25 protein-coding genes, 1 tRNA gene and 1 pseudogene are annotated in these 25,530 nt (G+C 57.1%); 10 read left to right on the top strand and 17 right to left on the bottom strand.

Annotated features, from left to right (window positions below; translation table 11 throughout):
• The 6 genes from ilvD to IVB32_RS12220 all read left to right on the top strand — a co-directional run.
• A partial coding sequence (ilvD, locus tag IVB32_RS12195; RefSeq protein WP_247410422.1) for a dihydroxy-acid dehydratase occupies positions 1-1,256 on the top strand: 1,256 nt, incomplete at its 5' end.
• A 238-nt stretch (positions 1,257-1,494) separates the two neighbouring features.
• Positions 1,495-1,818, top strand: a complete 324-nt coding sequence (locus IVB32_RS12200; protein WP_085385228.1) for a hypothetical protein — start codon at positions 1,495-1,497, stop codon at positions 1,816-1,818.
• A 283-nt stretch (positions 1,819-2,101) separates the two neighbouring features.
• Positions 2,102-2,191: transfer RNA gene (locus tag IVB32_RS12205), tRNA-Ser, on the top strand.
• A gap of 159 nt (positions 2,192-2,350) precedes the next feature.
• Positions 2,351-3,508 carry a three-Cys-motif partner protein TcmP gene (locus IVB32_RS12210; protein ID WP_247395579.1) on the top strand — a complete coding sequence of 386 codons (1,158 nt, stop codon included), beginning with the start codon at positions 2,351-2,353 and terminating at the stop codon, positions 3,506-3,508.
• 10 nt (positions 3,509-3,518) lie between these two features.
• Positions 3,519-4,283 (top strand): phage Gp37/Gp68 family protein, encoded by a 765-nt coding sequence (locus IVB32_RS12215; protein ID WP_247395590.1) that lies wholly within the window; start codon positions 3,519-3,521, stop codon positions 4,281-4,283.
• Between the two features lie 197 nt (positions 4,284-4,480).
• The gene (locus tag IVB32_RS12220; protein ID WP_247410424.1) at positions 4,481-4,936 is read left to right on the top strand and encodes a hypothetical protein; all 456 of its coding nucleotides are present in this window, start codon (positions 4,481-4,483) and stop codon (positions 4,934-4,936) included.
• Between the two features lie 81 nt (positions 4,937-5,017).
• Here IVB32_RS12220 and IVB32_RS12225 read toward each other — a convergent pair whose 3' ends face one another.
• The 10 genes from IVB32_RS12225 to IVB32_RS12270 all read right to left on the bottom strand — a co-directional run bounded on the left by IVB32_RS12225 (position 5,018) and on the right by IVB32_RS12270 (position 15,662).
• Positions 5,018-5,614 carry a hypothetical protein gene (locus IVB32_RS12225; RefSeq protein ID WP_247395608.1) on the bottom strand — a complete coding sequence of 199 codons (597 nt, stop codon included), beginning with the start codon at positions 5,612-5,614 and terminating at the stop codon, positions 5,018-5,020.
• A gap of 2 nt (positions 5,615-5,616) precedes the next feature.
• Positions 5,617-8,001 carry a phage tail length tape measure family protein gene (locus IVB32_RS12230; protein ID WP_247395610.1) on the bottom strand — a complete coding sequence of 795 codons (2,385 nt, stop codon included), beginning with the start codon at positions 7,999-8,001 and terminating at the stop codon, positions 5,617-5,619.
• Positions 8,002-8,356: 355 nt separating this feature from the next.
• Complete coding sequence (locus IVB32_RS12235; protein ID WP_018457881.1) at positions 8,357-8,521, bottom strand: hypothetical protein; 165 nt, start codon at positions 8,519-8,521, stop codon at positions 8,357-8,359.
• Between the two features lie 58 nt (positions 8,522-8,579).
• Entirely contained in the window at positions 8,580-9,041 is a 462-nt protein-coding gene (locus tag IVB32_RS12240) for a hypothetical protein (RefSeq protein WP_157643045.1), read from the bottom strand.
• Positions 9,032-9,379, bottom strand: a complete 348-nt coding sequence (locus IVB32_RS12245; RefSeq protein WP_157643044.1) for a hypothetical protein — start codon at positions 9,377-9,379, stop codon at positions 9,032-9,034. Before IVB32_RS12245 ends, IVB32_RS12240 begins: the two co-directional genes overlap by 10 nt.
• Complete coding sequence (locus tag IVB32_RS12250) at positions 9,366-9,800, bottom strand: hypothetical protein (protein ID WP_247410428.1); 435 nt, start codon at positions 9,798-9,800, stop codon at positions 9,366-9,368. Before IVB32_RS12250 ends, IVB32_RS12245 begins: the two co-directional genes overlap by 14 nt.
• 164 nt (positions 9,801-9,964) lie before the next feature.
• Positions 9,965-10,795: a hypothetical protein gene (locus IVB32_RS12255; RefSeq protein WP_247395613.1), complete on the bottom strand. Its 831-nt coding sequence runs from the start codon at positions 10,793-10,795 to the stop codon at positions 9,965-9,967.
• Positions 10,796-11,338: 543 nt separating this feature from the next.
• Positions 11,339-13,861, bottom strand: coding sequence for a DUF5906 domain-containing protein (locus IVB32_RS12260; protein ID WP_247395615.1), 2,523 nt, complete (start codon positions 13,859-13,861; stop codon positions 11,339-11,341).
• Positions 13,862-13,996: 135 nt separating this feature from the next.
• Positions 13,997-14,242, bottom strand: a complete 246-nt coding sequence (locus IVB32_RS12265; protein ID WP_247410430.1) for a helix-turn-helix domain-containing protein — start codon at positions 14,240-14,242, stop codon at positions 13,997-13,999.
• A gap of 175 nt (positions 14,243-14,417) precedes the next feature.
• Entirely contained in the window at positions 14,418-15,662 is a 1,245-nt protein-coding gene (locus IVB32_RS12270) for a tyrosine-type recombinase/integrase (protein WP_346659059.1), read from the bottom strand.
• Between the two features lie 463 nt (positions 15,663-16,125).
• Here IVB32_RS12270 and IVB32_RS12275 point away from each other — a divergent pair, with 463 nt between their 5' ends.
• Positions 16,126-17,355 (top strand): integrase arm-type DNA-binding domain-containing protein, encoded by a 1,230-nt coding sequence (locus tag IVB32_RS12275; RefSeq protein WP_247338840.1) that lies wholly within the window; start codon positions 16,126-16,128, stop codon positions 17,353-17,355.
• Between the two features lie 154 nt (positions 17,356-17,509).
• On the opposite strand, the gene IVB32_RS12280 is transcribed toward IVB32_RS12275, so the two are convergent.
• Positions 17,510-17,812, bottom strand: a complete 303-nt coding sequence (locus IVB32_RS12280) for a hypothetical protein (RefSeq protein ID WP_247374880.1) — start codon at positions 17,810-17,812, stop codon at positions 17,510-17,512.
• Positions 17,813-17,969: 157 nt separating this feature from the next.
• Positions 17,970-18,362, bottom strand: a complete 393-nt coding sequence (locus tag IVB32_RS12285) for a response regulator (protein ID WP_247338837.1) — start codon at positions 18,360-18,362, stop codon at positions 17,970-17,972.
• A 565-nt stretch (positions 18,363-18,927) separates the two neighbouring features.
• Between IVB32_RS12285 and IVB32_RS12290 the strand changes: the two genes are divergently transcribed.
• Complete coding sequence (locus IVB32_RS12290) at positions 18,928-19,218, top strand: hypothetical protein (protein WP_247374883.1); 291 nt, start codon at positions 18,928-18,930, stop codon at positions 19,216-19,218.
• A 227-nt stretch (positions 19,219-19,445) separates the two neighbouring features.
• On the opposite strand, the gene IVB32_RS12295 is transcribed toward IVB32_RS12290, so the two are convergent.
• Together IVB32_RS12295 and ligD are read right to left on the bottom strand one after the other, a co-directional pair.
• Positions 19,446-19,778, bottom strand: a complete 333-nt coding sequence (locus tag IVB32_RS12295) for a hypothetical protein (protein WP_247374886.1) — start codon at positions 19,776-19,778, stop codon at positions 19,446-19,448.
• Position 19,779: 1 nt separating this feature from the next.
• Positions 19,780-20,683, bottom strand: a pseudogene (gene ligD / locus IVB32_RS12300) (non-homologous end-joining DNA ligase).
• 210 nt (positions 20,684-20,893) lie between these two features.
• Between ligD and IVB32_RS12305 the strand changes: the two are divergent.
• Entirely contained in the window at positions 20,894-21,154 is a 261-nt protein-coding gene (locus IVB32_RS12305; protein ID WP_247338831.1) for a PepSY domain-containing protein, read from the top strand.
• A 30-nt stretch (positions 21,155-21,184) separates the two neighbouring features.
• Here IVB32_RS12305 and IVB32_RS12310 read toward each other — a convergent pair whose 3' ends face one another.
• Together IVB32_RS12310 and IVB32_RS12315 are read right to left on the bottom strand one after the other, a co-directional pair.
• Positions 21,185-21,430 carry a hypothetical protein gene (locus tag IVB32_RS12310; protein ID WP_247367708.1) on the bottom strand — a complete coding sequence of 82 codons (246 nt, stop codon included), beginning with the start codon at positions 21,428-21,430 and terminating at the stop codon, positions 21,185-21,187.
• 368 nt (positions 21,431-21,798) lie between these two features.
• A complete protein-coding gene (locus IVB32_RS12315) occupies positions 21,799-22,275 on the bottom strand; it encodes a cupin domain-containing protein (RefSeq protein WP_247367707.1) in 477 nt (158 codons plus the stop codon).
• Between the two features lie 131 nt (positions 22,276-22,406).
• On the opposite strand from IVB32_RS12315, the gene IVB32_RS12320 reads away from it, so the two are divergent.
• Positions 22,407-23,135, top strand: a complete 729-nt coding sequence (locus IVB32_RS12320) for a helix-turn-helix domain-containing protein (RefSeq protein WP_247374890.1) — start codon at positions 22,407-22,409, stop codon at positions 23,133-23,135.
• Positions 23,136-23,940: 805 nt separating this feature from the next.
• Here the strand turns inward: IVB32_RS12320 and IVB32_RS12325 are convergent.
• A complete protein-coding gene (locus IVB32_RS12325; RefSeq protein WP_247402075.1) occupies positions 23,941-24,915 on the bottom strand; it encodes an ABC transporter substrate-binding protein in 975 nt (324 codons plus the stop codon).
• Positions 24,916-25,530: the final 615 nt, after the last annotated feature.

The following is a 25,530-nucleotide window of genomic DNA, read 5'->3' on the forward strand; positions in this document are numbered from 1 at the left end:
TCACGGCCAATTCGATGAACTGCCTCACGGAAGCCCTTGGCCTTGCGCTCCCCGGCAACGGCACGGTGGTCGCAACCCACGCCGATCGCAAACGCCTGTTCGTCGAGGCCGGCCACACCATCGTCGATATCGTGCGCCGCCACTACGAGCAGGACGACGCTAGCGTGCTGCCGCGCAATGTCGCGAACTTCAAGGCGTTCGAGAACGCGATGACGCTGGACATCGCGATGGGCGGCTCGACCAACACGGTGCTGCATCTGCTCGCGGCCGCCCACGAAGGCGAGGTCGAGTTCACCATGCGCGACATCGACCGGCTATCGCGCCGCGTGCCTGTCCTTTGCAAGGTCGCGCCGTCGGTCGCCGACGTGCATGTCGAGGACGTGCATCGCGCCGGCGGCATCATGGGCATCCTGGGCGAGCTCGACCGCGCCGGCCTGATCGACACGTCGGTCTCGACCGTGCACGCGCCGAACATGGGCGACGCGCTGGAGCGCTGGGACATCAAGCGCTCCAGGAGCGAGTCTGTCCGCACCTTCTTCCGGGCGTCGCCCGGCGGCATCCCGACCCAGGTCGCCTTCAGCCAGGAGCGCCGCTACGACGAGCTCGATACCGACCGCGAGAAGGGCGTGGTCCGCAACCTCGAGCACGCCTTCAGCAAGGACGGCGGCCTCGCCGTGCTCTACGGCAATCTCGCGCAGGACGGCTGCATTGTGAAGACCGCCGGCGTCGACGCCTCGATCCTGATATTCTCCGGCCCCGCCCGCGTATTCGAAAGCCAGGACGCCGCCGTGGAAGGCATTCTGGGCGGCAAGGTCGTTGCCGGCGAGGTCGTGGTGATCATCTATGAAGGCCCGCGCGGCGGTCCCGGCATGCAGGAGATGCTGTATCCGACCAGCTATCTGAAATCGATGGGCCTCGGCAAAGCCTGCGCGCTCGTCACCGACGGACGCTTCTCGGGCGGCTCGTCGGGCCTGTCGATCGGCCATCTGTCGCCGGAAGCGGCCGAAGGCGGCAACATCGGTCTGGTCAGGACCGGCGATCGCATCGCCATCGACATCCCGAACCGCAGCATCACGCTGGAGGTCTCCGACGAGGAGCTCGCCAGGCGCCGCGCCGCGGAAGAGGCGAAGGGCGATGCCGCATGGCAGGCGATCGGCCGCAAGCGCAACGTCTCGACCGCGCTTCAGGCCTACGCCGCGCTCACCACCAGCGCCGCGCGCGGCGCGGTGCGCGAGGTGAAGCGGCGCCCGAAGTAAGTGCGTCACGTGCGGGTGTGATCGCAAGCATCACGCATCGCGCATGGTCAACAAGTTCTGAACGGCGGGCGCGAGCCGGCCGTTTGCATTAAGGATGCCCCGATGAACTTCGGCAGCTCAGAATTTTGCGGCGTATACTGCCATCGATCTTCGCAAATCCGTTTCGGGCAATTGGGGCACCACAATAATGTCTCGCACTCTCGCTGTCGTTTTCTCAACAGTCGTCGCTGCGATTTCAATGACCGGCGCGGCTTCCGCCGGCTGCTACAATTGCTACACGCCGCCGCCGTGCACGACCTGCTACCAGCAGCAATACGTGCAGCCGCAATACCGCACCGTCGACGAGACCGTGATGGTGTCGCCCGGCTCCGTCGTGGCGCACCGCGCACCGGCGCAGTACCGCACCGTGATGGTGCCGCAGACCGTGATGGTGGCGCCGCCGAGCGTCCAGTACGAGCGCATCCCGCCGCAATACGCCACGCGCCAGCGCGTCGAGATGGTCCAGCCGGGCTATTCCTATTACGCCCCGGTGCAGATGAACTGTGCCTCCTGCGGGTACTGAGCCCAAGCTAGCTTACGAAGAATTCAAGCGGCGCTCCCAACGGGGGCGCCGCTTTTCTTTGCAGCCAGCAAACGAGGCCCGGAAACGGAGGCGACTCCAAACCGGGCCTCGCAACCGGCGACGCCCTGGGAGATGTCGCCAGTGTCCGGGATCGCCGAGAGGGCATAGGGTAAGGGAACAGGCTGACGCTCGCCTGACAGATCCGATGTCGGGGAAGGGGCGGGCGCCAACTTCGCGTTGCCATGCGCCGTCGACTGCGTTAAGCGACAGCAATTCCGAACTTGGAAGGGTGGCCGAGTGGTTTAAGGCACCGGTCTTGAAAACCGGCGTGCCCGCAAGGGTACCGTGGGTTCGAATCCCACCCCTTCCGCCAGTCAAGCGAAAAAATCTAATAGATTCAACGTTCGGCGGTTTCCGTTCACCAAAAGCTACTAACCAATACCGTAGCTTGCGCTTGGGGGAGCCAAGGTCACACCTAGACGGAACAAATAGAGAACGATATAGTGCCTGTCGAATCTGCGGAGTAACGTGCATGCTGGCAGCGAATCCACCCGAAGCTGTGCAAGGAACGACTCCGTTGGCAGGTGCAAAATTTTTTGATGAACGATCGGATCAATCGGAAACTAAAGCGAGGATTATCCAGAAATACTTTTACGCGTGGGCCAACGTGATCATACCGAGTGCAAAACTGCATGGAGGCAAGATTGCCTACATCGATCTTTATGCTGGACCCGGACGCTACAAGGACGGCGCTGCGTCAACGCCGCTCCTCGTGTTGGAGCACGCTATTGAAGATAAGAACATGTGTGACATGTTGGTCACTATCTTCAACGATGCGGATGGAAACCATACAGCGACACTGCAAGGAGAAATCGACGCGCTGCCCGGCATAGAGAAGCTCAAATACAAGCCGACCGTGAACTGTGGCGAGATTGGTGCCGACGCCGAAAAGGAACTTTCCGAAACTCGATTGGTACCTTCGTTCACGTTCGTTGATCCGTTTGGCTATAAGGGGCTGTCGCTCAAAATCGTAAATGGCGTCATTAAAGATTGGGGATGCGATTGCGTCTTTTTCTTCAACTATGGACGCATCAATGCTGGTCTTTCGAACGACTTGGTCAAGAAACACATGGACGCTCTGTTCGGTGTTGAACGTGCAGATGATCTGCGCAAGAAGATCGAAGGGAAATCGCCTGATGAGCGTGAGACGCTAATCCTTGAAGAGCTATCACAGGCGATCAAAGGCATGGGTGGAAAATTCGTGCTGCCGTTTCGTTTCAAGCGTGGTGCGCGAACCTCGCATAGTTTGATCTTCGTATCGAAGCACTTTAAAGGCTACGAGATCATGAAAGCGATTATGGCGGGCGAAAGCTCGACGGATGATCAGGGCGTTGCTTCATTCACATACTCTCCGGCAGACGCTTCCACTCCTCTGTTGTTCTCGCTGTTGCAACCGTTCGACAAGCTACTAGCGGATTTGCCCAAGGTGTTTGCAGGCGAGACTTTAACGATGCGCCAGATTTACGAAGATCATTCCGTTGATACCCCGTACACCGACAAGAATTACAAAGAGGCTCTTAGACAACTTGAGGCATCAGGAGTTATCACAGCTGATCCACCAGCAGCGAAGCGACCCAAACGGGCGGGCTCCGTCACCTTCGCGGACCGCGTAAAGGTTACGTTCAAGTAGGGAGGCCGCGATGGCCACTAACTCACCAATCGAATGGACAGAAGCAACATGGAATCCGGTGGCAGGGTGCACGATCCTGTCACCGGGTTGCACCAATTGCTATGCGATGCGCCTTGCTAGGCGATTGGAGGCCATGGGACAACCAAAGTACGCGGGTACAACGCGTGTTTCAGGTGGACGCGCCAAATGGAACGGCAAGATCGTTCTAGACGATGCTGCCTTAAACATACCGCTGAAGTGGAAGACCCCCAAGGTTATCTTCGTCAATTCAATGTCGGACTTGTTTCACGAGAACGTGCCGCTGGAATTCATCGGCAAGGTTTTTGATGTGATGCAACGTGCTCGACACCACACGTTTCAAATTTTGACCAAACGTGCAGAACGGCTCGCTAGCATTGCGAACCAGCTGCCCTGGCCGAATAACGTCTGGATGGGCGTAAGCGTCGAAAACGACGAATATACCGATCGAATTGACCATCTGCGTTCGACACCGGCATTCATCAAGTTCTTGAGCTTAGAACCGTTGCTTGGTCCACTTGACAACTTGGATCTAGAGGGCATCGACTGGGCCATTGCGGGCGGCGAAAGTGGTCCCGCCGCGCGCCCGATGGACCCATATTGGGTGCGATCTATTCGGGATCAGTGCGTAGACGCGGGCGTTGCCTTCCACTTCAAGCAGTGGGGCGGGGTGCAAAAGAAGCAAACGGGTAGGGTGTTGGATGGTCGAACGTGGGATCAACTTCCGACCGGGAAGGCATCCGCTATTTTGGCTTAGCGGAGCTTTGCGCCAGATGGCTAGCTGTTTGGTGAGTGAAGTTTTTCCGCAATAGTCATCGCAAATCATTTCAAGCGTTTGCGACGCGAACGGGGCGGATGATATTTCCGCCGATCATCGTGGTGCGCATGCGATCTTGACCAGATGAATATCCCTCGCCATCAATGCAACCTAACATTGGAGTTGGGGGATTGGTGATGGACTACAACGGGACTTTCGCCCGCATTGCGATGTGGAGCATGCTGCTGCTTATCCCGACTGCTGCCCTGGCGGATGACTGCAAATCGATCGCTGATGCTACCGCGCGGATGGCCTGCTTCGACAAGGCTTCGAAGGCGGTCAAAAAGCCGGTTGGTGATCCGGCCACCGACGCCGCAAAACATGCAATAATTTCGAGCAAATCTCGCATGTTCACTGATGCAGATTCACTAAAGGATGTTGCGATCGGGCCGCCGTTCCCATGCGCGAGCGGTGTTGGCTCTTGCGTGTGCGTTGAAGCTAACGGAAAAACACCAGCCGGTGGTTACGCGGGACTTCATGTGTTCGTCGTAAAAATCAAAGGTCCGACAGAAGCCGAAATGATCGGCGAAATGTTCAAACCGGAAACGTGCGGTAAAATGGTTTCGTTTCCTCAAATGAACGGGAAGCGTTAAGCCAGTAAGACCGGACGCGATGAAAGCCCGGCCATTGTTAGCAGTGATTTTCGCAAATGTTCGGCTGCTAACGTGGCAGATTTAGGCAAAATCGCCGCTGAGAGCGTATTGCGCAGCGTCGTTCTTCGCACTTTGCCGCGTGATGGTCAGCGTGCCGTTCTTGCCGGAAGCGAGCGTGGTTTGACCGTCTCGATTGGTCGCGCCCGCACCGGCAGCGATCGTGATATTTCCGGTCAAGTTCGTCCCAATGAACTTGACCTTGAAGCCTTGGGGAAGATTGGCCGGAACGGTGACGGTCACATTGGTGCTGGCGTTGTACACGAGATCGAATTTATCATAGGTCGCGTCAAGCGTGAACGATGCACTGAATGATCTTACGTTAGACGACGACCGGGCGAAAACTACTTCTGTCGCATCATCGCGCCGCGAATTGCCAACGCTATACATCAAAGGCTCCCCCTGTATTGAATTTGGGGCGGCTTCGATGCTGAACTGCCTAACGTCCGGATATGGTCCGATTGCGATTTTAGAATTCGGGCTGATGACTGCGGCCTGATTTGAGGCGTCGCGGACAACGCCGCTAACCCAATTCGAGTCCGAGCGGACAATCAGAATATCGCCAGCATTGAGGATCGTTTTGGAGATTTCACCACTTCGAACGTTGACTTCGATTGACATTTTCATACCCTCACGTTGCGCTTGCGAAGCTGCGTTAAACTTTGCGCAACATTGTTTTGGAAATTGCGCCGGTCTTCGGCTTGCGCCTTCCGCAACTCCGCGATTGCTTGCGGATCAGCCCCCGGGGCAATATCGCCGTATGTAGGGGCGTACGTGATTTGCATGCTGTTGTCGTTGCTCCCCTGTTGACCACCGTACATTTGGACGCCAAGCGAGCCCGAAGGCCCGCGTTTCAACGGCAAGATGCCTTCCGGCCCCGCCTCGCCCATCAATCCCGCGCCCGATGCGAATTTGAACAGCGTCGGCGACTTCACGACTTGCCCGGAATAAGCACTTAGGCTTGGTGAATTGTAGACACCGCCTAATGCATTCTTCACGGGCGCGGTTGGGCCGTATCCGCCGATGCCATCGGTTGCGTTGCTGCCGAGACCAAACAAACCGAGAATGCTACTGCCGATACCGCCGCCGCCACCGAAGCCACCCAAGACCGCTTGCAACGCCTTCGCGATCGGCGCGAGGATCAACATTTTGATTATCATCTGTTGAATGGCTTGCAGGATGATGACGCCAGCGTTTTTAAACCCTTGCCCCATCGATGTAACGCCGTTCATCACGTCTTGGATGGGCTGCACAAGGTTGTTGAGCGCGCCTGTAACACCGGTATCCAGCACTTTTGCAAAATTGCTGCTATCCAATTCGAGTTGCTTCAACTGCTGCAACGGTGCTGCTGCAATTGCTGCTGCGTCGCGCGTTTGTTCGATCGAACGTGCCAAGACGCGCTGACCTGACGCCATCTGCTCAACGTTGTTCTTGTCGATCAGCCCTTTGTCGATCCACGATTGCAACGTGTCCGCTGCGGCTTTGCGCGCGGCGTTTGCGTCATAGACGCCAGCCGTTGCCTGTTGCTGCACGCGGTTCATTTCGGCCATCGCGCGCGTGTTGTTCACAACCGCTGCGGCCATGTCTTTGCTGACACCGACGCCTTGCAGGCCCGCTGCGGTCAATTCAAGCTGTTTCTGCTTCACTTGCTGTTCAACGCTCGCAAGATCGCCCAGGATCGAAATGCGCTGTTGCGATAACTGATTAGCAGCGAGCAATTGCGCCTGCGTTTGCTGATCGCCGTTCTTCGCTCCGCTTCGCTTTTGCAGACCGGTAGCGAGTTGCGCAGCGTTCGCCGGTTGCTGGAACGAACCGAACCGCTCCTTGAAGTTGTCGCTAATCTTCTCAATGCCCATTTGCTTGGCGATATCTTCGTGATTGGACGGGAGGAAGATTTTCCAGAAACTGGAATTGCCAAAGCTTGCAGCGCCTTTCGCAACCTTGTCAAAAAGCGTCTCCATGCTGGCCGTAGCAGTGACGACGGCATTGACAAAGTTATTCCTGAAATTGGTGATCGCGCTGTTCCACATGTCGTCGAATTTGCGAGCGTTCGCGATCAGCTTTTCGTTTGCCTGTTCATTGAAGTTGTCAGCACCCGCCGCAGCATCGCGGACGGCCTGACCACCTTGCGACATATACCGCACCCATTGCGCGGTCGTCGGCAGTCCAGCGGCTTCAAGAATATTGCGTTTTTGAACATTGCTGTTCGTTTGTGCGACGATATCGGCGACATTGGCCAGATATCCGGTCAAGTCTTTTGCACTTTTGCCGCTCGCGATCATAAGGCCGTTCAGCGAACCCATGTTATGCTGTGCTTCGTCAGCGTATTTGGCAAATGCCTGAATACCGGCCGCAAAATCGTCCTTCGAGATACCTTTGATCGTGGTCGCTGTTTGCAATCCCGACGCCTGCTTTAGCGTTAAATCCGTCGCGGTTCGGACATCGTCCAATGCCAACGCTGACTTAATTGCCGCTGACGCGATTGCACCCAATGTGCCGACGAGCGCAACACCGCCGATCGCAGCGGTACGTGTTGCGGTAAAGAAACCTCCGATCGCACCGGTCAATTCTTTAAACAACCCGGCTAGACCACCTTTCGACGTCGCGATCACCTGACCGATTTGCCCGGCTTGCTGCGCGAAGATTTGGAACGCGGGCTGACCGGACGCGAGGCCTTGCGCCACGTCAACAAGCTGATACGACAGATTCTTCGCATCAGCACTCAGCCCGTTGGCGGCTTGTCGCGCTTTGTTCGTCGCATTTATGTTGTCATTCGCCGCAGCCGCAGCGACTTTGTTGGCGGCAGCAGTTGCGCCCGTCGCACCACTCGCGGCCATCATCACCTTGGTCGTCGCGCTCGATGCTTTGTTTACGCCGCCCATCGACGCAGCCACGTTATCAGCCGCCTGTTCGGCAGCACGGGCAGCAGGCACAAGCGCGTTGAGGCTGGTCTTGGCTCTATCGAGATCGGATGTTTCCGCGCTAAAGCCGATTTGAGCCAAGTCCATGATTTCTTGCCTTCCGATGGGCGCGCTGCGATGGCTTCAGGAGCGCTCAGGATGGGCGTTTCGAGCCGACCCGTCAAAAGTGGCCAGCTAGCATCAGGAGGGACCACAAGGCGTCACAGGGGGCCATGAACGGTCATCGGGCCGATATCGCGCGACGATGTCCACAGGGATATAAACTGTGTTGGTAAGACGGTTTGGCGAGTGCGCCCAATTTATGAGTGATGACAATGTAACGGGAGGAGGGCGCGTCCGCTTTGCTTGGACTGTCCCCGATGGCCTGCATACGTCCAGCACGACCACCGGGGTTGCATGAACCGGCAATGGAGAAGCGGCTAACCTCTGCCGGTGCATTCGATTAACGTTTGTCGGGGGATGCGAACGCGAGCAGGGATCGCATGTGGTCAGCATGCAGATCGATTTTGGCTTCGTCGCCATGCTTCGATAGCAATTCGCGCATATATTCTAGATGCGATTTTCCGGCTTCGCTGTGGGCATTGTGGCTAAGCAGTTTCGTTGCCATGGGGAACGTTACCTTCTGTTGTTCGGACGATGAAAGACGGCCCGTCCGATTGGCCGATCTATTTGCGCAGTTCGCGGCACTTCTCCGGAAAGCGCATCGCTAGTTGATCAACGTAGCTTTTGAATAGACGCTCCGCCTCATTCAGAGAGTAGTTGTCGTTCTCGAAGAACAGCCGGAAGTCGCGCGGCGTTTCAAACGCGTGAGCGGGTGTCGTCCACATGTACAGGCTAATGATGCGAATTAGCGTATCGGGACTAATCGAGAGATTGGGCGTTTGCATATTTGCGAAAAAGTGTATCTCGCGCACTGGCTCACGCTGATAGTTGTCAAAATAGAGCGCATCGCACTTCCGGATGACGCGGTTGTTGTTGGTTGCGTATTCGCCTTCAATGCGATCGTGTTCGGTCGCACTCGCAAAATGCATCAAGCCGTCGCGATTGAACGCGTAGATCATTGGGTGTGGATGAAACACCTTGTAAATTCGCACATCGCGAAGCGGCGAGTTGTCGGCTATAAGCATTGCGAATAATCCATCCATTTGCGGGCGGCGTCGGCTTCGGTGTCCGTCTTGAGTGTCTTTGGTGCTTCGCCAAAAAGTGCGGATTCTACATCGCGGCGCAGTGTTGGCGGCGGGTACCGTTGAAGTGAATAGGCGTATGGGCGTGCATCATCTTCGATTTCGTCATCGTGCTGCGCTTTGCACCACTCAATCCATCGTTCACAACGTGCTTTCCAACCGGCGTAAGAATTGCGCTGTTCATCCGTTATCGCGTCCAGTCTTGCTGCGATGCTGTGGGCAGGCTTCACGATCGCAATAAGTGCAGCAAGCCTGTTGCGGTCGCGATCACCTATTGGCATTGAGCAGTTGTTCCAATTCGCCTAGGCGATTGCGTAAATCATCGATATCCGCGACAGATTTCAGTTTCTCAATTGCGGTTGCGATTGCTTTCATTTCATCCGCCGAAATGTCGCCAGCAACAAATGCTTCCTTGATATCTTCCGGGTCAGCGCCGTGCATTTCCTGCGTGCGCGAGCTTGGGAGGCAGTAACGAAGCACAAGAGTTGTTGCCCATTGCTCTTTAGCGTCCAAAGCATCGGACAAATTTGCGGCAGCGCGATTGCCCATCGCGCGGACGATTTTCATCAATTCAGCGGATTGCTTGTTACGAGCGCCAACCGGTCTCCCGGTGTTCGCCGGGCCGGATACGAAGCGGCCTCGTTCGTCTTTCGCTCCCGTTGATTTACCGTGAATAACGGCAAGGTTTGGCAGTGCGGTCATCGGGTCTACGTCCAGAAAATTCGTATTTGCCTGTGCTCGCACCACTGTGCGACTCGCAAGATTACGACGCGCGGAAAATCCGGACGGCGTCCGCGCCTCATAGCAAAAGCCCTCACGTTGATGGTGGTGGCCGGGCGATGTTGTCCGCCCGGTTGTTGCGTTGACTACTTCGCGATCAGCATCCGATAAGCGTCGTGCTTCGACATGCCGGTTGCGAGCGACATGCTGTCGCAGAGACCACGGAGCATGTCTCCGACTGTTGCGAGTGCTTCCGATCGCGCAGTTAGCTTGTCCAATTCGCGCTTAGCCGCATCGCGGGCGGCGCGGTGATCCGGGCCGCATGCGATCGGATTTTCGTAGCTCGGTGCGATTTGGTGCGCTGCGGTTGATCCGGACTTCGCCACAAGACGTTGAGCCATATAGCGTGTGAGCGCGGCATCGCGTGCACGATCGCTTACAGTCGCCAGTGCGCCAGATTCGATCAATGCAGCGGTGAACTCATGCGGCGTGTTGTCGTCAATCGCGATGGCTTCCCGATCGGCTTGCTTGGCAGCGTTCCATTTGGCGAGAGCATCGGCGCGCAAATGGCTGTTTGCGGCCGATGCGGGATCAACGGCCATCAACCCGGCGCGCGATGCGGCAACGTCTTGGGCTTCCTTGATGGCGATCTTTTGAAGCTCGTTGCAAGCCTTGTGAAACCGCGAGAGATACGTGCCGCGCACACGCGCGCTCAACTCATCCCCAATGAAATTCTTGATGGTGTTGTCGTGATCGCCGATGAACGCTTGTGCGCACTCTCCCATGTAACGGACCATCTGACCGAGCGGCCCATCATCATTGATCACGGGGAAGAAGGTGACCTGGGTTTGCCCTTTCGCCCCGCGCGTCGTGAGCACGATGCCGCGACCGCTATCATTCATTTCGAACGTGAGCGGCTTCTGATCCGGCTGATTATCAAACCGCAACGGAAACGCAGGTTTGGCAACGTCATTCATCAGCAATCCCTTCCTTGACACGCCAACGAATACTCTCCAGCGTCAAGTAATGTCAAGCATGAATGTGGATAACTACTTGATATTGTTGAATATTGCGATGATCATTGCGCTGAATATTCGAATGAATATTGCGGTGTACTTGCGATGACTATTGCGATGGTCAAGCAATGAATATTGCGACGGCGTTCGCCGGAAATGGAGCAGCAGGTCGGGCGGCGCGCGCCGGGTTGCCCGATTGGTGAATGAAGGTGGCTAGTTGGCGTCGCTCGCACCAATGTTCGCAGCAATTTCAATAGGGGCTGGCGGAAGGTCTCTCCGCCGATCGCCGTCCTGTTAAAATATGGTCCTTAGTTTCCCATAATTTCGGCTGGACAGCTTGGGCAGGTCTCCTATTCCCCTACGCCGTAAAACATGTCTGATGTATTTTTCTGTAGGGGAGTAAAGAGGCTGCCCAAGCTGTCCAGAAGACGAAAACAAGAATTATGGAAGCTGCACTGTGACGGGAATTGGCAGCAAAAAGCCCGGCACAGCCGGGCTTGATGATTATTCCGATGGCCGGTTGAAAAAGGTTGTCGCGGCGTTGTGACTTGCGCGCGCCAGCCAACGGGCGGGGTTGTCGTAAACGTCGGCGGGCTTCAAATCGCGCACGATCACCATCCGTTTTTTATCGTTGCCGGTGCCAATGCGTTTATCGAGATAGATCATATCGAGCTTCATCAAGTTGCGTCGGATGGCGGCTCTATTGAGTTGTTCGCCGGGTGCCCGTTGCCTAAGAAAGTTCTCGATAGTGATGTAATCGACAACTTGGGCGCTGCATTGGTCTTTGAATTCCTTTAGCGCCTGTTCAAGATCGGTCGAAACGCTATTGAGCATCCTTTCGCGCGCGGCATTGTTTATCGATCGATCGCCAACGTTGAAGCCTTCAAGTGACCGCGTAGACAAATGCGCCCATACCGCCGCAATAAATTCATCGCGCCGAACGAGGTCATAGATTTCTTTGTAGTACGTCGTTGGTTGCGGTTTCGTCGGATTTTCAACGATGTTCCATCGTCGGTCGTCGCGCTCAATCGGAAGCGCGTCCCAATTGTTCGAAAATACAAGCCAGCGCATTGCATTATGCTCAACCCATTCTAGTCCGTGCTTTTCGTTGATCTCGCGAAAGTCAGGATTGACCATCGTCTTCAGTTTTTCGGACAGCGCCCATGTGTTCGGGCCGCGCATTCCCGCTTTGGCTTCGTCAACGATCATCAACAGTTTGCGCGACATTCGACCGTTGAACTTCCCGTCTAGAACAACGTCCAAAATAGCGTTGTTCAGCACGTAACCGCGTAGCACTCGCGAGAGAACGCTACCAAGCCAGTTGCGGCCAATGCCGGTCATATTAGCGACGAAGCACCATGCCGTCTCAACCTTCTGGCCGGGATGCTGTAAGATGTGCGCAAGCCAGCGTTCGAAAAGATCGCGCTCCGATTGGATGGGTACAAGATAGGCGAGGTGCTCGCGCCATCTGATCAGCCATCGCTCTCGTAATTGGTCGTCGTTGATGAAATGGTCATGCCAAGTCGGTTTGATCAATCCGCGCCACACATTGAACCCGCTTAGACCGACTTTCTCCGGAACGTCGCAAATTGATCCGCCTTCCGGCTTCCATGTAACGCTATCGACGCGCTTTCGCTTTTCGTGCGGTAGCCACTGCTCAAAAGCCGGAACGATCTTCGTTTTCGTCTCACCCGTTCGCTTGTCGGTGTATTCAAGCGGATGCCTGGACGGTGCGTATTCGTTGCGCGCAACCGCAACGGATAAGACACCCAGCGTCTTTGCATTCGCTACGCCACCAGACGCCCCGACGCCGCTGACGAAATAGAAATCATTGATCATTTCATCCAGCGTGATCAGCTTTGTCGTGATATCGAATTCAAGCTGTTCACCGATACGCTCATTTTCTTTGCGCTGTTTGTCGCGTCGCTCTTGATTGGTGCCTCGATAAACATCGCGACACGTTACGTAGCTGCTGCCAGCCGTTCTATTGCGATAATAACCCCGGCTACACCATTTGTCGCGCTTGCCCAATGCGGACAAGCTGAACAGCCGGATCATTCGCTCATAATCTTTACCGGTCCAGAACGCCAACTTGTTCATCAGCGCCAAATCCGCTGCACTGTGATCGAATGGCTTTCCTGGCGATGACGACGGATAGAACTGGTTCAATGCCGTTGGATCACCGTTCCATAGCGCGGCGAATGGAACGCGGCGGCTTAAGATGTCGAATTGGGCTTTCGCGACAAAGTTGCTCGGGTCGCGCATGATAGCGTCGTTCAACTCGGCAATTCGCTCCGAAGACATCCTGTCATCAGATGCAAACATGCGGATCAGTAGTTCCTGATCGTCTTCCGGCCCCGACCATCGTGGATCGCGGATGGTGTCGATTTCTTGATTGTCGCGATCATGTTCCCGGATTGGAAGGAATGTCTGCAACGATGCTGTCTGCTCTAAGTCGGCATTACCAATCCATTCGTTGCCCGCAATGGCGATAAAGCGGTTGTTCTGATAAAACTCAAATCGGCCACCCCATTTGTTGCGACGGTTGCCGAATTGGGTTTTGTCGCCTCTCATGATCAGGTGTAAGCCTGTTCCTGATTGGCTGACCTCGGCCGCTACGCCCGGAAATAAGCGCGTGCAAATATGCGTTGCTTCGTCGTTATATGTGCCCGTGCCCGGGTCGCGGCACGCATCAAGATCAACGAAGATATATGGATCGTTTAAAGTGAAAACAAAGCCGATCCGAAATTCCGGATTGATCGTTGCGATCGTCGTTACGGTCTCGAAAGTTGCCCATGTGGTCGGATTGGTCGTGTCGGCGCGTTGAAGCGTGTTCGGATTGTATGGCACTTTGCGCGGTTTCGGTTCACCATCGTATTGTTCAAGTCGCCACAGTACCCATTGCGGAAGGGCTTTCAGTCCCGCGAGAGGATCGGCGAGGTGAGGGGATGGCGTCCCGCTATCGAAAGCGCGCAGGGTTAGAGGCGCGCAGCTGTTGAGCCGCGCGGCATGAGCGTATATAGTCATCGGACTTTCCTGAAAGACGTTGATTTGAGGCCCTGCCGGGTGCCACTGGCAGGGCCTACTTCTCTGTAAGGGGGATGAACGTTCCGCCCAGTGCTTTGAGAGAGTTCACAAAATTGCTGCCACTCACCGGAACGACTAGCCGTCCGCTGTGGCAAGGGCCGCTTTACGCCGGTTCGCTATATAGTTCTCGATGTCGCTGGCGAGATAGCCAACACGACGGGGACCTAAGGGGATTTTGGGAGGAAAGCCCTGGCCTGCTTTGGCGTAGCGCCGCAGCGTTGGCGCTGAGATCGTAAGGCGCTGGCAAACCTGATCGGTAGTCAGAATAGTCGTGCTGTCTTGGGACATATGGGCGGGGTCCTGCTTTGAATTGATGGGCATTGCAGGGCATCCACCCACGCTCGCTGCGTCTCTACCGCAACTCAGGCCATCCGACCCTTACGCCGCTGTCATCCGACTGCGCGACTACCTAAGCACTCTCATATTCGCTCATGATGCGTCAAAAAGAAAAAGCCCGCGAACGGGCTTCTTCCGGGGATTATACACAACTCACCTTTCAGGCGATCAGTTTTGCCCATTTCGCTTTGTATGTTGATGCGTCCGTCAGGAGATAATCGCACCATTGTTGCATGAGATCGCGACGACGGTCGAATGCATTACCCCGACGATAAGCCCGCTTGGTCTTGTTCTTGATGGTGTGCGCGAGCGCCATATCGGTGATCACGTCCGGATGCATAGTTGTATCTTCCGCCCAATCTTGGAACGATGATCTAAAACCGTGTACTGTGAAGCCTTCGCGCATTCCGCGTAGCATTTCCAACATGCTCATGTCGCTAAGCGGCTTACCACGCTTCATACCGGCGAACACGTAGGGGTTTTCATCGATCGTTGGCAGCGTCCGTAAAAGCTGAACAGCGGCATCCGACAAGGGGACGCGGTGTTCAACGCCCGCTTTCATGCGTTCTGCTGGGATTGTCCATGTGGCATTATCCAGATCGAATTCGGTGCGTTGCGCGTTTAGCGTTTCGTTCGTGCGCGTTGCGCAGAGAATTGTCAGCATCAATGCCTTTGCGCTGTAGTCGGGTTTCTCCCGCAGCTCGATCATGAATGCGGGAACGTCCTTCCAATCCATCGCGTGGAAATGGCCCCTCGATTGTTTGCCATTCAGCCAATGTTCAAGGTGATCCTTCCATTGGGCCGGGTTGTGATGGTTGATCCAAATTTCGCGCGTCTCAGGATTGGTTATCCCTTTCGCCTTCGCTGCGCCGATCACGGTTTCAATTCTCATACGCACTCGCGATGCTGTTTCGCGCGCGCCTGTCCAAAGCGTGCCGTTCTTTCCCGCGCGCTCGTGATCCTGTCGCAAGACTTTCAACACGTCATCGGTCGTGATCTCGTGCGGGAGTAACTTGCCGATGATCGGATATGCATAGGTTTCCAGCGTGTTTTCCCACTGCTGAAGGTGTTTGGCATTTTTCCAACCATCCCTGTGTTGAGCGATGTAGTCGCGGGATACTTCCTCGAATGTATCAACAGCTGCTCGACTGACCGTCGTAGCCGCCGTAGCGGTCGCTGCGCTGTTAGCGTCTCGTTCGGTCAACGGGTCGCGTCCTGCCTTGATCAGTTTGCGGAGTTCCGCAACCTGCCATTCGAGGGCCTTCAGTCCGGCTGCATCGATGGGTTCGTATTGCTGTAAGGTCATGAGCCGCCGCCGACCGGCTGCCGTGGAATAGCGGAGCGCCCAGAACGCTGAACCGCTTTTGGCGACCGCAAGGCACAACCCGCGTTCGTGCGCCCACATGCCCGGCTGAGCGGCTTGGACAAGGGCTTGAATGATTTTAAGGGTGAGACCTTTTCTAGGGCTGGTTGGCTGGGATGATCTATGGGGATTTGGTGCGTGCACTGTGGCTACCTCGCTGGTTAATCGCCACGCTAGCCATTCACCTTTCCGAGTTCACCACTGCTCTTTGCGCCTGTTTCCTCATGATTGCTCATGATCGCCTAAACTTGGGGATAGTGAAACATGCTCAGTGATATAGGGTGCGCTCGTGATCGCTAGTGACCTCGCGTGACGCCACAAAGCTACGGTCACCCCTTCCGCCAGTATATTGTTCTCCTCTGTTCGCAGTCGTTCGAACTCCACAGCAAAATCAGTGACTTGCGCCGAACCGCTGTACTTCGCAGTTCGCCGGGGTTCATCCTAGTCAGGTCGCTGACCGTAGATTTTGACCGTGGGTTCGGAGGACGGTTTTCCTGGGGGAACAATGGCTGGAAGGCTCAAACCATTCGACGTCGATCGCCAAACCAAGCCCGGCAAATACGCCGATGGCGGTGGGCTTTACTTGATCGTTACAGGACCAACATCGAAAAGTTGGTCGTACCGATTCTGGAAAGATGGCAAGGAGCGCTGGCACGGGCTCGGCTCCTTAAAAGATGTGTCGCTAAAGGATGCGCGGCTGGCACGCGATGCAGCGCGGCTGCGCGTGAAGGGCGATCGCAGCACCGCCGGCGTAGACATTGTGCAGGAGAGGCGGCAGGCGCGCGAAGAGGCGAAAGCCGTCGAGGCCAAGGTCGTCTTGCCGACGTTCGAGGAATGCGCGGAGGTCTACATCCGGACGAACTGGTCGACCTGGAGCGAGAAGCATCGCGACCAATGGCCTTCTTCTCTCAAGCGCTACGCTTATCCGACCATAGGGAAGCTGACGATCCCGGAGATCAAGCCAAGCCACATCCACGATCTGCTCAAGCCGATCTGGTTGGAGAAGCGCGAGACTGCGAACCGGGTCCGGGGTCGGATTGAAACGATCATCGCGAAGAACGTCGATATCGACGACCCGGACTTCCGCAACCCGGCCGAGCTAACGAGGCAGTTGCGCGAAAAGCTGCCAAAGCGCCCCAAGCGGGTCGTCCGCCATCATCCAGCTTTGCCTTATACTGAGGCGCCAGCGTTCATGAAACTCCTTGCCGGCGCGCCCGGGATTGCTGCCGCAATGCTGCGCTTCCTGATCTTCACAGCTTGCCGCACGAACGAGGCGGTTGAAGCGCATTGGTTGGAGATCGATCGCCCAAGCGCGACCTGGAAGATCCCTGGCGAGCGAATGAAAATGGATCAAGACCATTACGTTCCGTTGACCGATCCCGCGTTGGCAGTCTTCGACGAGATGCGAGACGGACGTCAAGGCGAACTTATCTTCACCAATCCCGAGGGTGGAGCATTCTCCGAAAACGCGATGCTCGCGGTACTTGATCGTCTCGGCTACGGGCATGTGACAGTGCACGGTTTCCGGTCGACCTTCGCAACTTGGGCTGAGGAATGCACCGACTATCCGGACGGGGTACGCGAGGCCGCGCTGGCTCACAAATACAAAAGTGAAACCACTGCAGCCTATCAGCGAGGCCAGAAGTTGGAGAAGCGCCGGGCGTTAATGAAGGACTGGGCCGCATTCCTGAGCGGCGCCAGCGTGGCCGATTTGGATGACCGGAGAACAGCGTAGGGCGTCCGGTCTACCCCAAGGAGCCGACTTAGCAAAGCGCTCGCCAAATGGTCGGCTAAGGGCCCAAGAGCCGACGTTAGCGAGCGCGTTGCTAGGACTAGTTCGGGTTCTGGCTTTCCGACCAGTTTCGCTATCGGCACCGCGAGGGAGGCAATCAGTTGGAGCGCCGGGAACGGGAAAACTTGAAGGCAGCAGAAACCCTCTCGTAGGCTTCGAGGGCAGCGTCGGTCGATAGTTCGATCATTTCTCGGAACCGTCCATCGCTCACGTGCGTGAAGCTTTGGCGTATGGCTTCGGTGAGTTCACCATCGCTGACAGATGGTCCCTTGGGGGTCGTTCGCCCCGTAAGCTGATTAAATAAATTTAGCCGGTAGGTGTCTGCCGCGACTTGCAAGGCCCGGTCGTGCAGGTCGTCCGCCTTGCGCATCTTTATCGGCTGCCTGGAAAGGTTGAACATTTCGGTTACAATATCCGCAATTCCCAATATCAAATACGTGAGGTTCTCATCGTTCCTGAGAGCCGGGTACGCAAAGGCGTGCCTCGTTAGGTCCGCTGAGGGTCAAAAGCGTCGGTCCAACGCTCACTGCAAACTTCCGGTCTAACTGGGGCGCGGCTTAATCATGTGGCGGGGGCATCTCGTTGAGCAGCTGAGACACGGCCGTGACGACCTGTGCAGGCGCGAATGGCTTGTTCAAAAGAAGGCTATTCGGCACGCCGTGAGACGGCCACTCATTAGCCGCCGCCCCGGTCATGTAGACCACCGGTATCTCTGGATTGACTTCTCTGGCGCGCTTCGCAACATCCCAGCCGGTGAGCGTGCCTTTCAAGTGAATGTCGGTAAGCAGCGCGCGATAGTTCGTCGCGTCGTCTTGAAGCAGCGTGATCGCTTCCTCGCCAGAGCCAACAATCTCCGTTTCAAATCCACCTTCCGTAAGCGCGGCTTCAACCAATTCTTGAATTAATCGCTCGTCCTCAACCACAAGGACCAGCAATAAAGTATTTTCCACTTACCCTGCCTCCGACGCGCTCCTGCGGCCCATGCCAAGTTCCAAAGTGCACATAAGTTCCGCGCCTGAAACTAAGCAGCAGGGGCAGAGCGTCAGCTGGTCTTCGGCGGCTTGCTCCTAAGACGGCCGAGAGCGCCACTCCCGGGTGAGAAGGTACCGGTCGGTGTATTCCGCGTGGCCGCAACTCGCGCATATAAACTCGTGGACCGTTACCGATCCTGTCGGGTGACGAACCAGTTCGGACCTGAACCATCGCATTGCGACGTCGCAGGATGAACAATTTGGGGTTTCCGTGCAAAGTGAATGTTGGCCCATGGGCGCGAGCCTAGCCGACCACCAGCCACCAAGTTGTATCAAAAGATATCTAGGGCAGGTGAGAACAAAGGTGATCTCAAAACTGGTTGTGAGCCCGCCACGGCTGACCGGACTTCGTCGTCCGCTTGGGTCACAAGCTGCCCATAGCAGACTGCTTCACCTTGGTCGGGTCATCACCCGGAAGCAGACGTTGTGGCTCTCCGAGTGAAGGTCATCCATCATTCGCGTGACCAACCTGCGAGAGCCGACATTGACCGGCGTCATCGCGGCGCCGACAGATCCACTGTTCACGCTGGCCGATCAGACAATCTCTCGATCAGTACCGACCCATATTCGCAGAGACGCCGTTGTCATGCTGGCAATAGCCTTATGGTTGGGCGAAGTGAAGTCAGAGGACGTTGGGCAAGCCGCGAAAATATTTGTGCGCGCAGCGTGGAAAGAGGACAGCGTAGACCCGGGCTTTGTCTCGCTGGATGCACCGGCGTTTCGAGGCGGTAAGACGCCGCTGTTAGACAGGCTTAGCGCCGGCCATTGGTCCTAATCAAAGCGCGGCCGAGCTAGAGCACGGGCTCGCTGGTTCACGCTAGCGGGCCTCTCTATCTTGTGCCGCAAGTAGGACCGGGCGGCGTCTCAGGCTTGGCGGCAATATTCGCGTCAGATCACACCGGCTCCTATGTCTTGCGGAAGAACCGGGCCAGATCCGCCAATCGGCCGAAGCTGAACCGAAAGCCCGCTGGCGGTCGCGGTCGGTCGGCTTCCGAGGAAGCATTACAGCGGGGGCAAGGATCGCCGGCTGCGCCGCAGCCGCAGGCGTGTGGACCATCCCAAGAGTGGTCCGGGTGGGCTTCGCATACCCAGCCAGTATCTTGGCAGGCGGCGCAGTTCATGGATCAACCTTCGGGGCATCCGATGTTGGCCTCGGATGCACCCGCGCGTCGACCATGACCTCGGTGAGGCATCGCGCAGGCTGTCACGATCGAGAATGCGGATCAGCGCGTCGATGGTGGCCGTGGCATCGCGCTCGTGCGTGAGGTAGTCGGCCAGCGCCATCATGGCGAGGTCGTAGCTCTGCTCGATCTGCTCGGCGGGAGTCAGGCGCACATCAGAGGTCCTCCCGGATGCCCTTGAAGGACGGGTGCCGGACCTTGCCCTCGGCGGACTTGCCCCGATACTCGACCTCCGCGAGGAGCTTCGGCTCGACCCAGAAACCCTTGTGCGACACCCGCTTCGTGTAGGGTTGCGTTTTCCTGATCAGCGGCTTCAGGAGCTTCCGCAGCTCGGTCTCGGACTCCTTGTCGAAGCCGTGGTCGACCTTGCCGGCGTAGATGAACTCATCGCCCATGTGTCGACCGACAAAGAGGCCGTCCCATTTGCTGCCGTCCAGCGCGAACCCGGCGATGGCCAGCGTCTCGCGGTGGGCGCAGGTGGTCTTGACCCAGTAGTCGCCGCGTATGGCGAGCTGCCGACCTTGGAGACGATGCCCTCCAGCCCTGCTTTGCAGGCCCCGCGGTATAGCTCGGCACCGCCGATCTCGAAGTGCTCGCTGAGCTCGATCGCGGTGCCCGCGATCACCGGCTTCAGCAGGGCCTTGCGGTCGACGAGCGGCATCCTCCGAAGGTCTCGCCCGTTGAGGTACAGCATATCGAACGCCACCATCACGATGTTCTCGGCGGTCCCCCTGAGGCTGTTCTGGAGCATCGAGAAGTCGGTCTTGCCGCCTTCGCCAGGAACGACGACCTCGCCATCGATGATCACGGAGCCGACGCCGATCAAGTCGGCGTCGGTTGCGATCTTGCGGAAGCGCTTGGTCCAGTCGTGGCCGCGCCGGGTGTAAACCTTTATCGCACCATGTGGAGCTGGGCGCGGTAGCCGTCGTACTTGATCTCGTGGAGCCAGCGCTCCCCGCGCGGAACCCGCTCGACCATCTGGGCGAGGAGCGGCTCGATGAAGCCGGGATACGGCGTTTTCACCCCAATCGCGCTTGCCTTCTTACGCTGAGACGCCACTGACAAACTCCACGACGCAACACACAGGGACTGGAGTCTCGCTTGGTGAATTTGTTCCCCGACCGAAGTTGGACCGGTCGGGAAATGTTGCAGCATCGCCCAGTGGAGCTTCATGGCGCAGAGCGACAACGCTGACGTTTTTTTCAGCAAACCCTGAAGCAACGAATACTCGCTCGCCTCGTTGCAGGTGACCCGGATAGGAGACGATTTATGCGCAAACTCGCCGCCGCTACCGCTTTGGCCTCGATCTTGTTGGCCCCCCCATTCGCCTACGCTGATCAGCCTGGGCCAGATTGGATGCCCATGGAACAGGTCCAGGCAAAGCTTATGCAATCTGGCTATTCGCAGGTTACGAAGCTCGAAGCCGATGATGGCCATTGGGAGGGTGAAGGCATCAAGGGCGGCAAGAAGATGGAGTTCCATGCCGATCCACGGACTGGTCAGATCACCTCAGAGAAGCAAGATGATTGACGCCGTGGGAGCCCGCCAACTCAGGCAGCCTTACTCTCTTCGTGCGGGCAGGACGACAGCGGCGATGGTGGGCTCGCTGCCCGGCCTGACGTCGGCGCCGCGCTTCCCACACGCCTTGCAGACGAATCGCGGCGCGAGATCGGAGAGCCTGACCTCGTCCGGCCACTGGTCGGCGGCGTCGCGCCCCAGGATGACGTTGTGGCTGGCGTTGCGCAGGCAGAAGACGATGAGACCACGAACGCCGGCCGAGCGCATTTCACCCAGCGTGATCTTCACCGGGCGGCCATCAGGTAGGTTCCGGTTTTCGTGGGGGCAGGCTTGCGCATTTCGCGCTCAAACCCCGCGTCGGCCGGTTGGCAAATTGTCGATAGGTGGGAGGTGGGAACGGCGCTCAGCTACCGCTGGTCGTGGGTGTGGACAGAGGCCGCAACTGAGGCGACTCAGCTACAGCACGCGCCCTTACCGTTCTCTTGCATCGGCGGGCACGAAACGGTGCCGAAGGAACAGAACACGCAGCAGTTGCCAGGGACGGCTTCAGGCGCCACGTTGACGACGGTCCGGATGTCCCATCCAGGGATTAAATGGACAGTCCGCTCGCAGCGGCCAAGCTCATTTGCGAGCCCACGTCACAGGCGAACGACCTTCTAATGATGTCTGACCGGAATCAGCGAAGGACCATTCAGGCTAACCGGCAGTATTTCGAAGAGCACGTGCACCATAGGTGTATCCGTCTTGTTAAAAACGGTGTGGTTTATATCCCCAGATTCAAAGAAGAAATCGCCCGGGGCGTAAACTACAGTCTTATCCGGCAAGACGTAAGTCATGTAGCCGGAGGTGACTTGGCGGATGCCCGGGCCCTCGTGATTGTGCTCACCCACATGTCCGCCGGGCGCAAGCGTCAACTCGGTGACTCTGAGCTTGTACTTTCCATTGATCTCCTTGAGAAATCCTTCAAGCGGCGCCTCGAACTTGATTTTGGCGACCAAGCCGCTGGTATCGACTTTGACTGGGCTTACGCCTACTTGCGCGCGCGCTTCGCCGGCCTGTCCAAGCAATGCCGCGAACGGTGCCGTTGCGAGAGCCAGAAGAAAATCGCGTCTGACGGGTTTATCGTTTGGCATGATAAATCTCCTGTTGCCGCTAGTCGACGCCAATGGCTATCGAAGCTGCAGCGTAAGCCGCTCGCCGGGCGCTAAACTAGTGCGTAGACCGGACTACTTCCGCACCCCTGCGCGGCGTGATACGCTCAATCATGCACCGTTACGGCCAATATTGTCCCGTGGCGCGAGCGGCGGAAATCCTTGCCGACCGTTGGACCGTGCTCATTGTCCGCGAGCTGCTTGCCAACGTTAATCACTTCAACGAACTTGAGCGCGGTCTTCCTCGCATGTCCCGCACACTGCTTGCGGGACGGCTGCGGCGATTGCAGCAAGCCGGCGTGTTGGAACGGCGCGGTGCCCCACGGGGCAAGCAGACTGAATACCGACTGACATCCGCCGGGCGCGACCTGCAACCGATTATCGACCAATTTGGCGGATGGGGAGCGCGCTGGGCTTTCGGTGATCCGCGGCCGAACGAACTCGATCCCGTCGTCCTGCTGTGGTGGATGCGGCGCCGCGTGCGCATCGAGGCCGTAGGGAAACGCCGCGTCGTGATCCAGTTCGACTTCGGTGGTGGGCCGAGGCGGCGCTATTGGCTTCTGATCGAGCGCGCGGATGTTTCGGTCTGTCTCAAGAATCCCGGTTTCGATATCGATGTGATCGTCTCGACGGACATCGTGGCGTTTTATAGAGTTTGGCTGGGGCGCATAAGCTTCTCCGAAGCCTTGCATAGGCAGCAGGTCCGGCTGGACGGGACGCCCGCCGACCTTCGAGCTTTCTCGGGTTGGTTTGCTTGGAGTCCGATGGCAGACACGGTACGAGCTGCGCTGGCCGATCGGCGGACTGCGTCGTCCAACGATCGTCATCCCAAGCTAGACTAGCCAAAATGAGCGCAGGCCGAAGCTGTGCGTCGTTCGGTATGTCCGGGTGGGTCAAAGGCGGCGGTCCCCACTGGAGCGATGACTTCTGCTCTGCCCTGATTCCAGACCTGCCGCTGCACTGGGCAGCCGACGCAATGCGCCACAACCGGAAATTGACATTCGTCGCTGCGCTCGATTAAGCAAGCGCTCAGTAGATGGCGCGCCCAATGGCCGAACAATCCAGCAGCGCGGGTGAGTACAGGTTCTTTCTCGACCTGTTCATCGTGCATCCAACCTTAGTGCCGGACCAAATCACCAGAAGCCTAAGAATGGAGCCCGACGTCACTCATTGTGTCGGCGCTCCCCGAAGAACCGCGAAGGGCACGCCCCTGTCCGGAACGTATGCTACCACGCGATGGCGGCGCAGCACGGAATACGTCGTCGAAGATCCAGGCTTTGCGTCTGAATTATCATGTCTGATCGGCGCACTGGTGCCTCACAAGGCGTTCTTTTCGGAGCTCAAAGCCAACGGCGGAACTGCAAGCATCATTATTCAATTCATGGACGGCTTTCTCGCCGACGAATTGTCCAGCGTAATGCTTGCTCGACTTTTGGAGCTCGATTTATCACTCGGGATCGAGTGCTACGCGGGTCTTCCAAAGTCGCGGACGGCTCAACGTGTTATGGAAAAAACAACGTATGTCCGGTTCGGGTCAAAGGCGGCGGTCCGCACCGGCGGCGGTGACTTCTGCTCTACCCCCGACTCCAGACCTGCCGCTGCACAGCGCCAACCGACGCAATGGGCCAGATGCGGAAGTCCCTGTCACTATTCGATTAGCTCATCGGCCCTCGCGAGCAATGATGGCGGCACGGTGAGACCGAGCGCCTTTGCAGTCCGCAGATTCATGCTCATCACATATTGCGCAGGCTGTTCGACCGGAATATCTGCAGGACGCTCGCCTTTAATGATTTTGTCTACCAATCGCGCGCTTTGACGGCCCAAGGACACCAAATCAGGTCCAAGACTTATCAGTCCCCCGGCAGCCACGGCCTCCCTAAAACCGTGGCAAGAGGGTAGCCCATTGACCAACGCGAGATCAGCTGTCTCCTTAATGCTGCCATATGTGAGCGAGCCGGAAACTACCAATAGAGCTTGCTGGCGAGTCTGCTTCATCTCATCGAACGCGCGTGGTAGGTCGTCAGCGGAATTTACGGCGACCCGCGTTAGTAAGACTTTTAAGCCCGGAGCAGACCGCTCCAATGATACCATCGCAAATGGAAAATTCGGATCGCCAACAGCTCCTAATATGGCCACGTTAGAAAGACCAGGCACAACCTCCGTCAAAAGTTGAAGCCGCTTCGCGTACGTTTCCTCGGCCGCTTCAAACGTCACCCCTGTCATATTGCCGCCGGGCTTGGCCAAGCTTCTTACAAGTCCGATATCTACAGGCGCGCCGACTGAAATAAATACTACAGGAATCTCAGCAGTCGCGGATTTTGCCGCGACGCCGCCAACAGTTCCTCCGACGACAAGAATATCGACGTATGGAAGCACTGCCAAAATGGCTTCTTTCATTTTCTCTACAGTTGGAGCGGCAAACTGTTGGCGGACCAGCCTGATGTTTTTGCCATCAACATATCCGAGTTCACGAAGACCGGTAAGCAATCCTTCCATACCCGCACTGCGAGATGCGGCGTCGACGTATCCGACCGTAGCGACCCTTGTGCGTTCCTGTGCCTGCGCTGTGGTCTGCCAAAAGGCGGCACTGAGAAGCGCACCAATAAAGCCACGGCGTTTCATGTCGTCCTCCAAGGACGTGTTGCGTGCGTCGGACTATAGCAGCGTCGCCATGGCGGAAGATATTACAATGAACCCCTCTGGTCCGCCCACCAATGGATAGGAGAACCCAGCACGCTTGACGATGCTCCATCTGCATCTCTCGATTATTGACTGCGAAGGTGCTAAAAATTCCGGACGGTTCCTAAGGGTAGATCCATGCGCCCATTCGTAACCCGCCGTGCCTGGTTGACCAGCGGCCTTGCATTTCTTCTTGCGACAGGCGGGAAGAGTGAAGGATCGCGTCGGTGGCGCGTGGGATACCTTGATTCCGGGAGATCCCCAGTAGGCAGTAATACATTGAGAGGTGCGCTTCGCGCGCTGGGCTACGAGGAAGGAAGGAACCTCGTCATCGACGTTCGAGAGGCAAATGGGAAGTATGGCTTGCTTCCGGCTCTCGCTGATGAACTCGTGGCCCTGAACCCTGACGGTAAGCGCGAATTTCCCTGCACCTTTTGCTTTTGAGTGCTCTGATGCATGAGGTGTCCACCAAAATAGGTGGACACCTTGTGATGGCAGACGATGATCAGAAACTGCGGGTCAGGCTTGTTGGTCGGAACGGTCGCCGGCGCTACGAGG

Source organism: Bradyrhizobium sp. 23 (genome assembly GCF_023073295.1).
Taxonomy (GTDB): domain Bacteria; phylum Pseudomonadota; class Alphaproteobacteria; order Rhizobiales; family Xanthobacteraceae; genus Bradyrhizobium; species Bradyrhizobium canariense_D.

Excerpts from the sequence above, each read along its gene's own strand:
- IVB32_RS12200 (WP_085385228.1), top strand. The coding sequence starts at position 1,495 with ATGACCGGCGCGGCTTCCGCCGGCTGCTACAATTGCTACACGCCGCCG.
- IVB32_RS12210 (WP_247395579.1), top strand. The coding sequence starts at position 2,351 with ATGCTGGCAGCGAATCCACCCGAAGCTGTGCAAGGAACGACTCCGTTG.
- IVB32_RS12215 (WP_247395590.1), top strand. The coding sequence starts at position 3,519 with ATGGCCACTAACTCACCAATCGAATGGACAGAAGCAACATGGAATCCG.
- IVB32_RS12220 (WP_247410424.1), top strand. The coding sequence starts at position 4,481 with ATGGACTACAACGGGACTTTCGCCCGCATTGCGATGTGGAGCATGCTG.
- IVB32_RS12225 (WP_247395608.1), bottom strand. The coding sequence starts at position 5,614 with ATGTCAATCGAAGTCAACGTTCGAAGTGGTGAAATCTCCAAAACGATC.
- IVB32_RS12230 (WP_247395610.1), bottom strand. The coding sequence starts at position 8,001 with ATGGACTTGGCTCAAATCGGCTTTAGCGCGGAAACATCCGATCTCGAT.
- IVB32_RS12235 (WP_018457881.1), bottom strand. The coding sequence starts at position 8,521 with ATGGCAACGAAACTGCTTAGCCACAATGCCCACAGCGAAGCCGGAAAA.
- IVB32_RS12240 (WP_157643045.1), bottom strand. The coding sequence starts at position 9,041 with ATGCTTATAGCCGACAACTCGCCGCTTCGCGATGTGCGAATTTACAAG.
- IVB32_RS12245 (WP_157643044.1), bottom strand. The coding sequence starts at position 9,379 with ATGCCAATAGGTGATCGCGACCGCAACAGGCTTGCTGCACTTATTGCG.
- IVB32_RS12250 (WP_247410428.1), bottom strand. The coding sequence starts at position 9,800 with ATGACCGCACTGCCAAACCTTGCCGTTATTCACGGTAAATCAACGGGA.
- IVB32_RS12255 (WP_247395613.1), bottom strand. The coding sequence starts at position 10,795 with ATGAATGACGTTGCCAAACCTGCGTTTCCGTTGCGGTTTGATAATCAG.
- IVB32_RS12260 (WP_247395615.1), bottom strand. The coding sequence starts at position 13,861 with ATGACTATATACGCTCATGCCGCGCGGCTCAACAGCTGCGCGCCTCTA.
- IVB32_RS12265 (WP_247410430.1), bottom strand. The coding sequence starts at position 14,242 with ATGCCCATCAATTCAAAGCAGGACCCCGCCCATATGTCCCAAGACAGC.
- IVB32_RS12270 (WP_346659059.1), bottom strand. The coding sequence starts at position 15,662 with ATGTGGGCGCACGAACGCGGGTTGTGCCTTGCGGTCGCCAAAAGCGGT.
- IVB32_RS12275 (WP_247338840.1), top strand. The coding sequence starts at position 16,126 with ATGGCTGGAAGGCTCAAACCATTCGACGTCGATCGCCAAACCAAGCCC.
- IVB32_RS12280 (WP_247374880.1), bottom strand. The coding sequence starts at position 17,812 with ATGTTCAACCTTTCCAGGCAGCCGATAAAGATGCGCAAGGCGGACGAC.
- IVB32_RS12305 (WP_247338831.1), top strand. The coding sequence starts at position 20,894 with ATGCGCAAACTCGCCGCCGCTACCGCTTTGGCCTCGATCTTGTTGGCC.
- IVB32_RS12315 (WP_247367707.1), bottom strand. The coding sequence starts at position 22,275 with ATGCCAAACGATAAACCCGTCAGACGCGATTTTCTTCTGGCTCTCGCA.
- IVB32_RS12320 (WP_247374890.1), top strand. The coding sequence starts at position 22,407 with ATGCACCGTTACGGCCAATATTGTCCCGTGGCGCGAGCGGCGGAAATC.
- IVB32_RS12325 (WP_247402075.1), bottom strand. The coding sequence starts at position 24,915 with ATGAAACGCCGTGGCTTTATTGGTGCGCTTCTCAGTGCCGCCTTTTGG.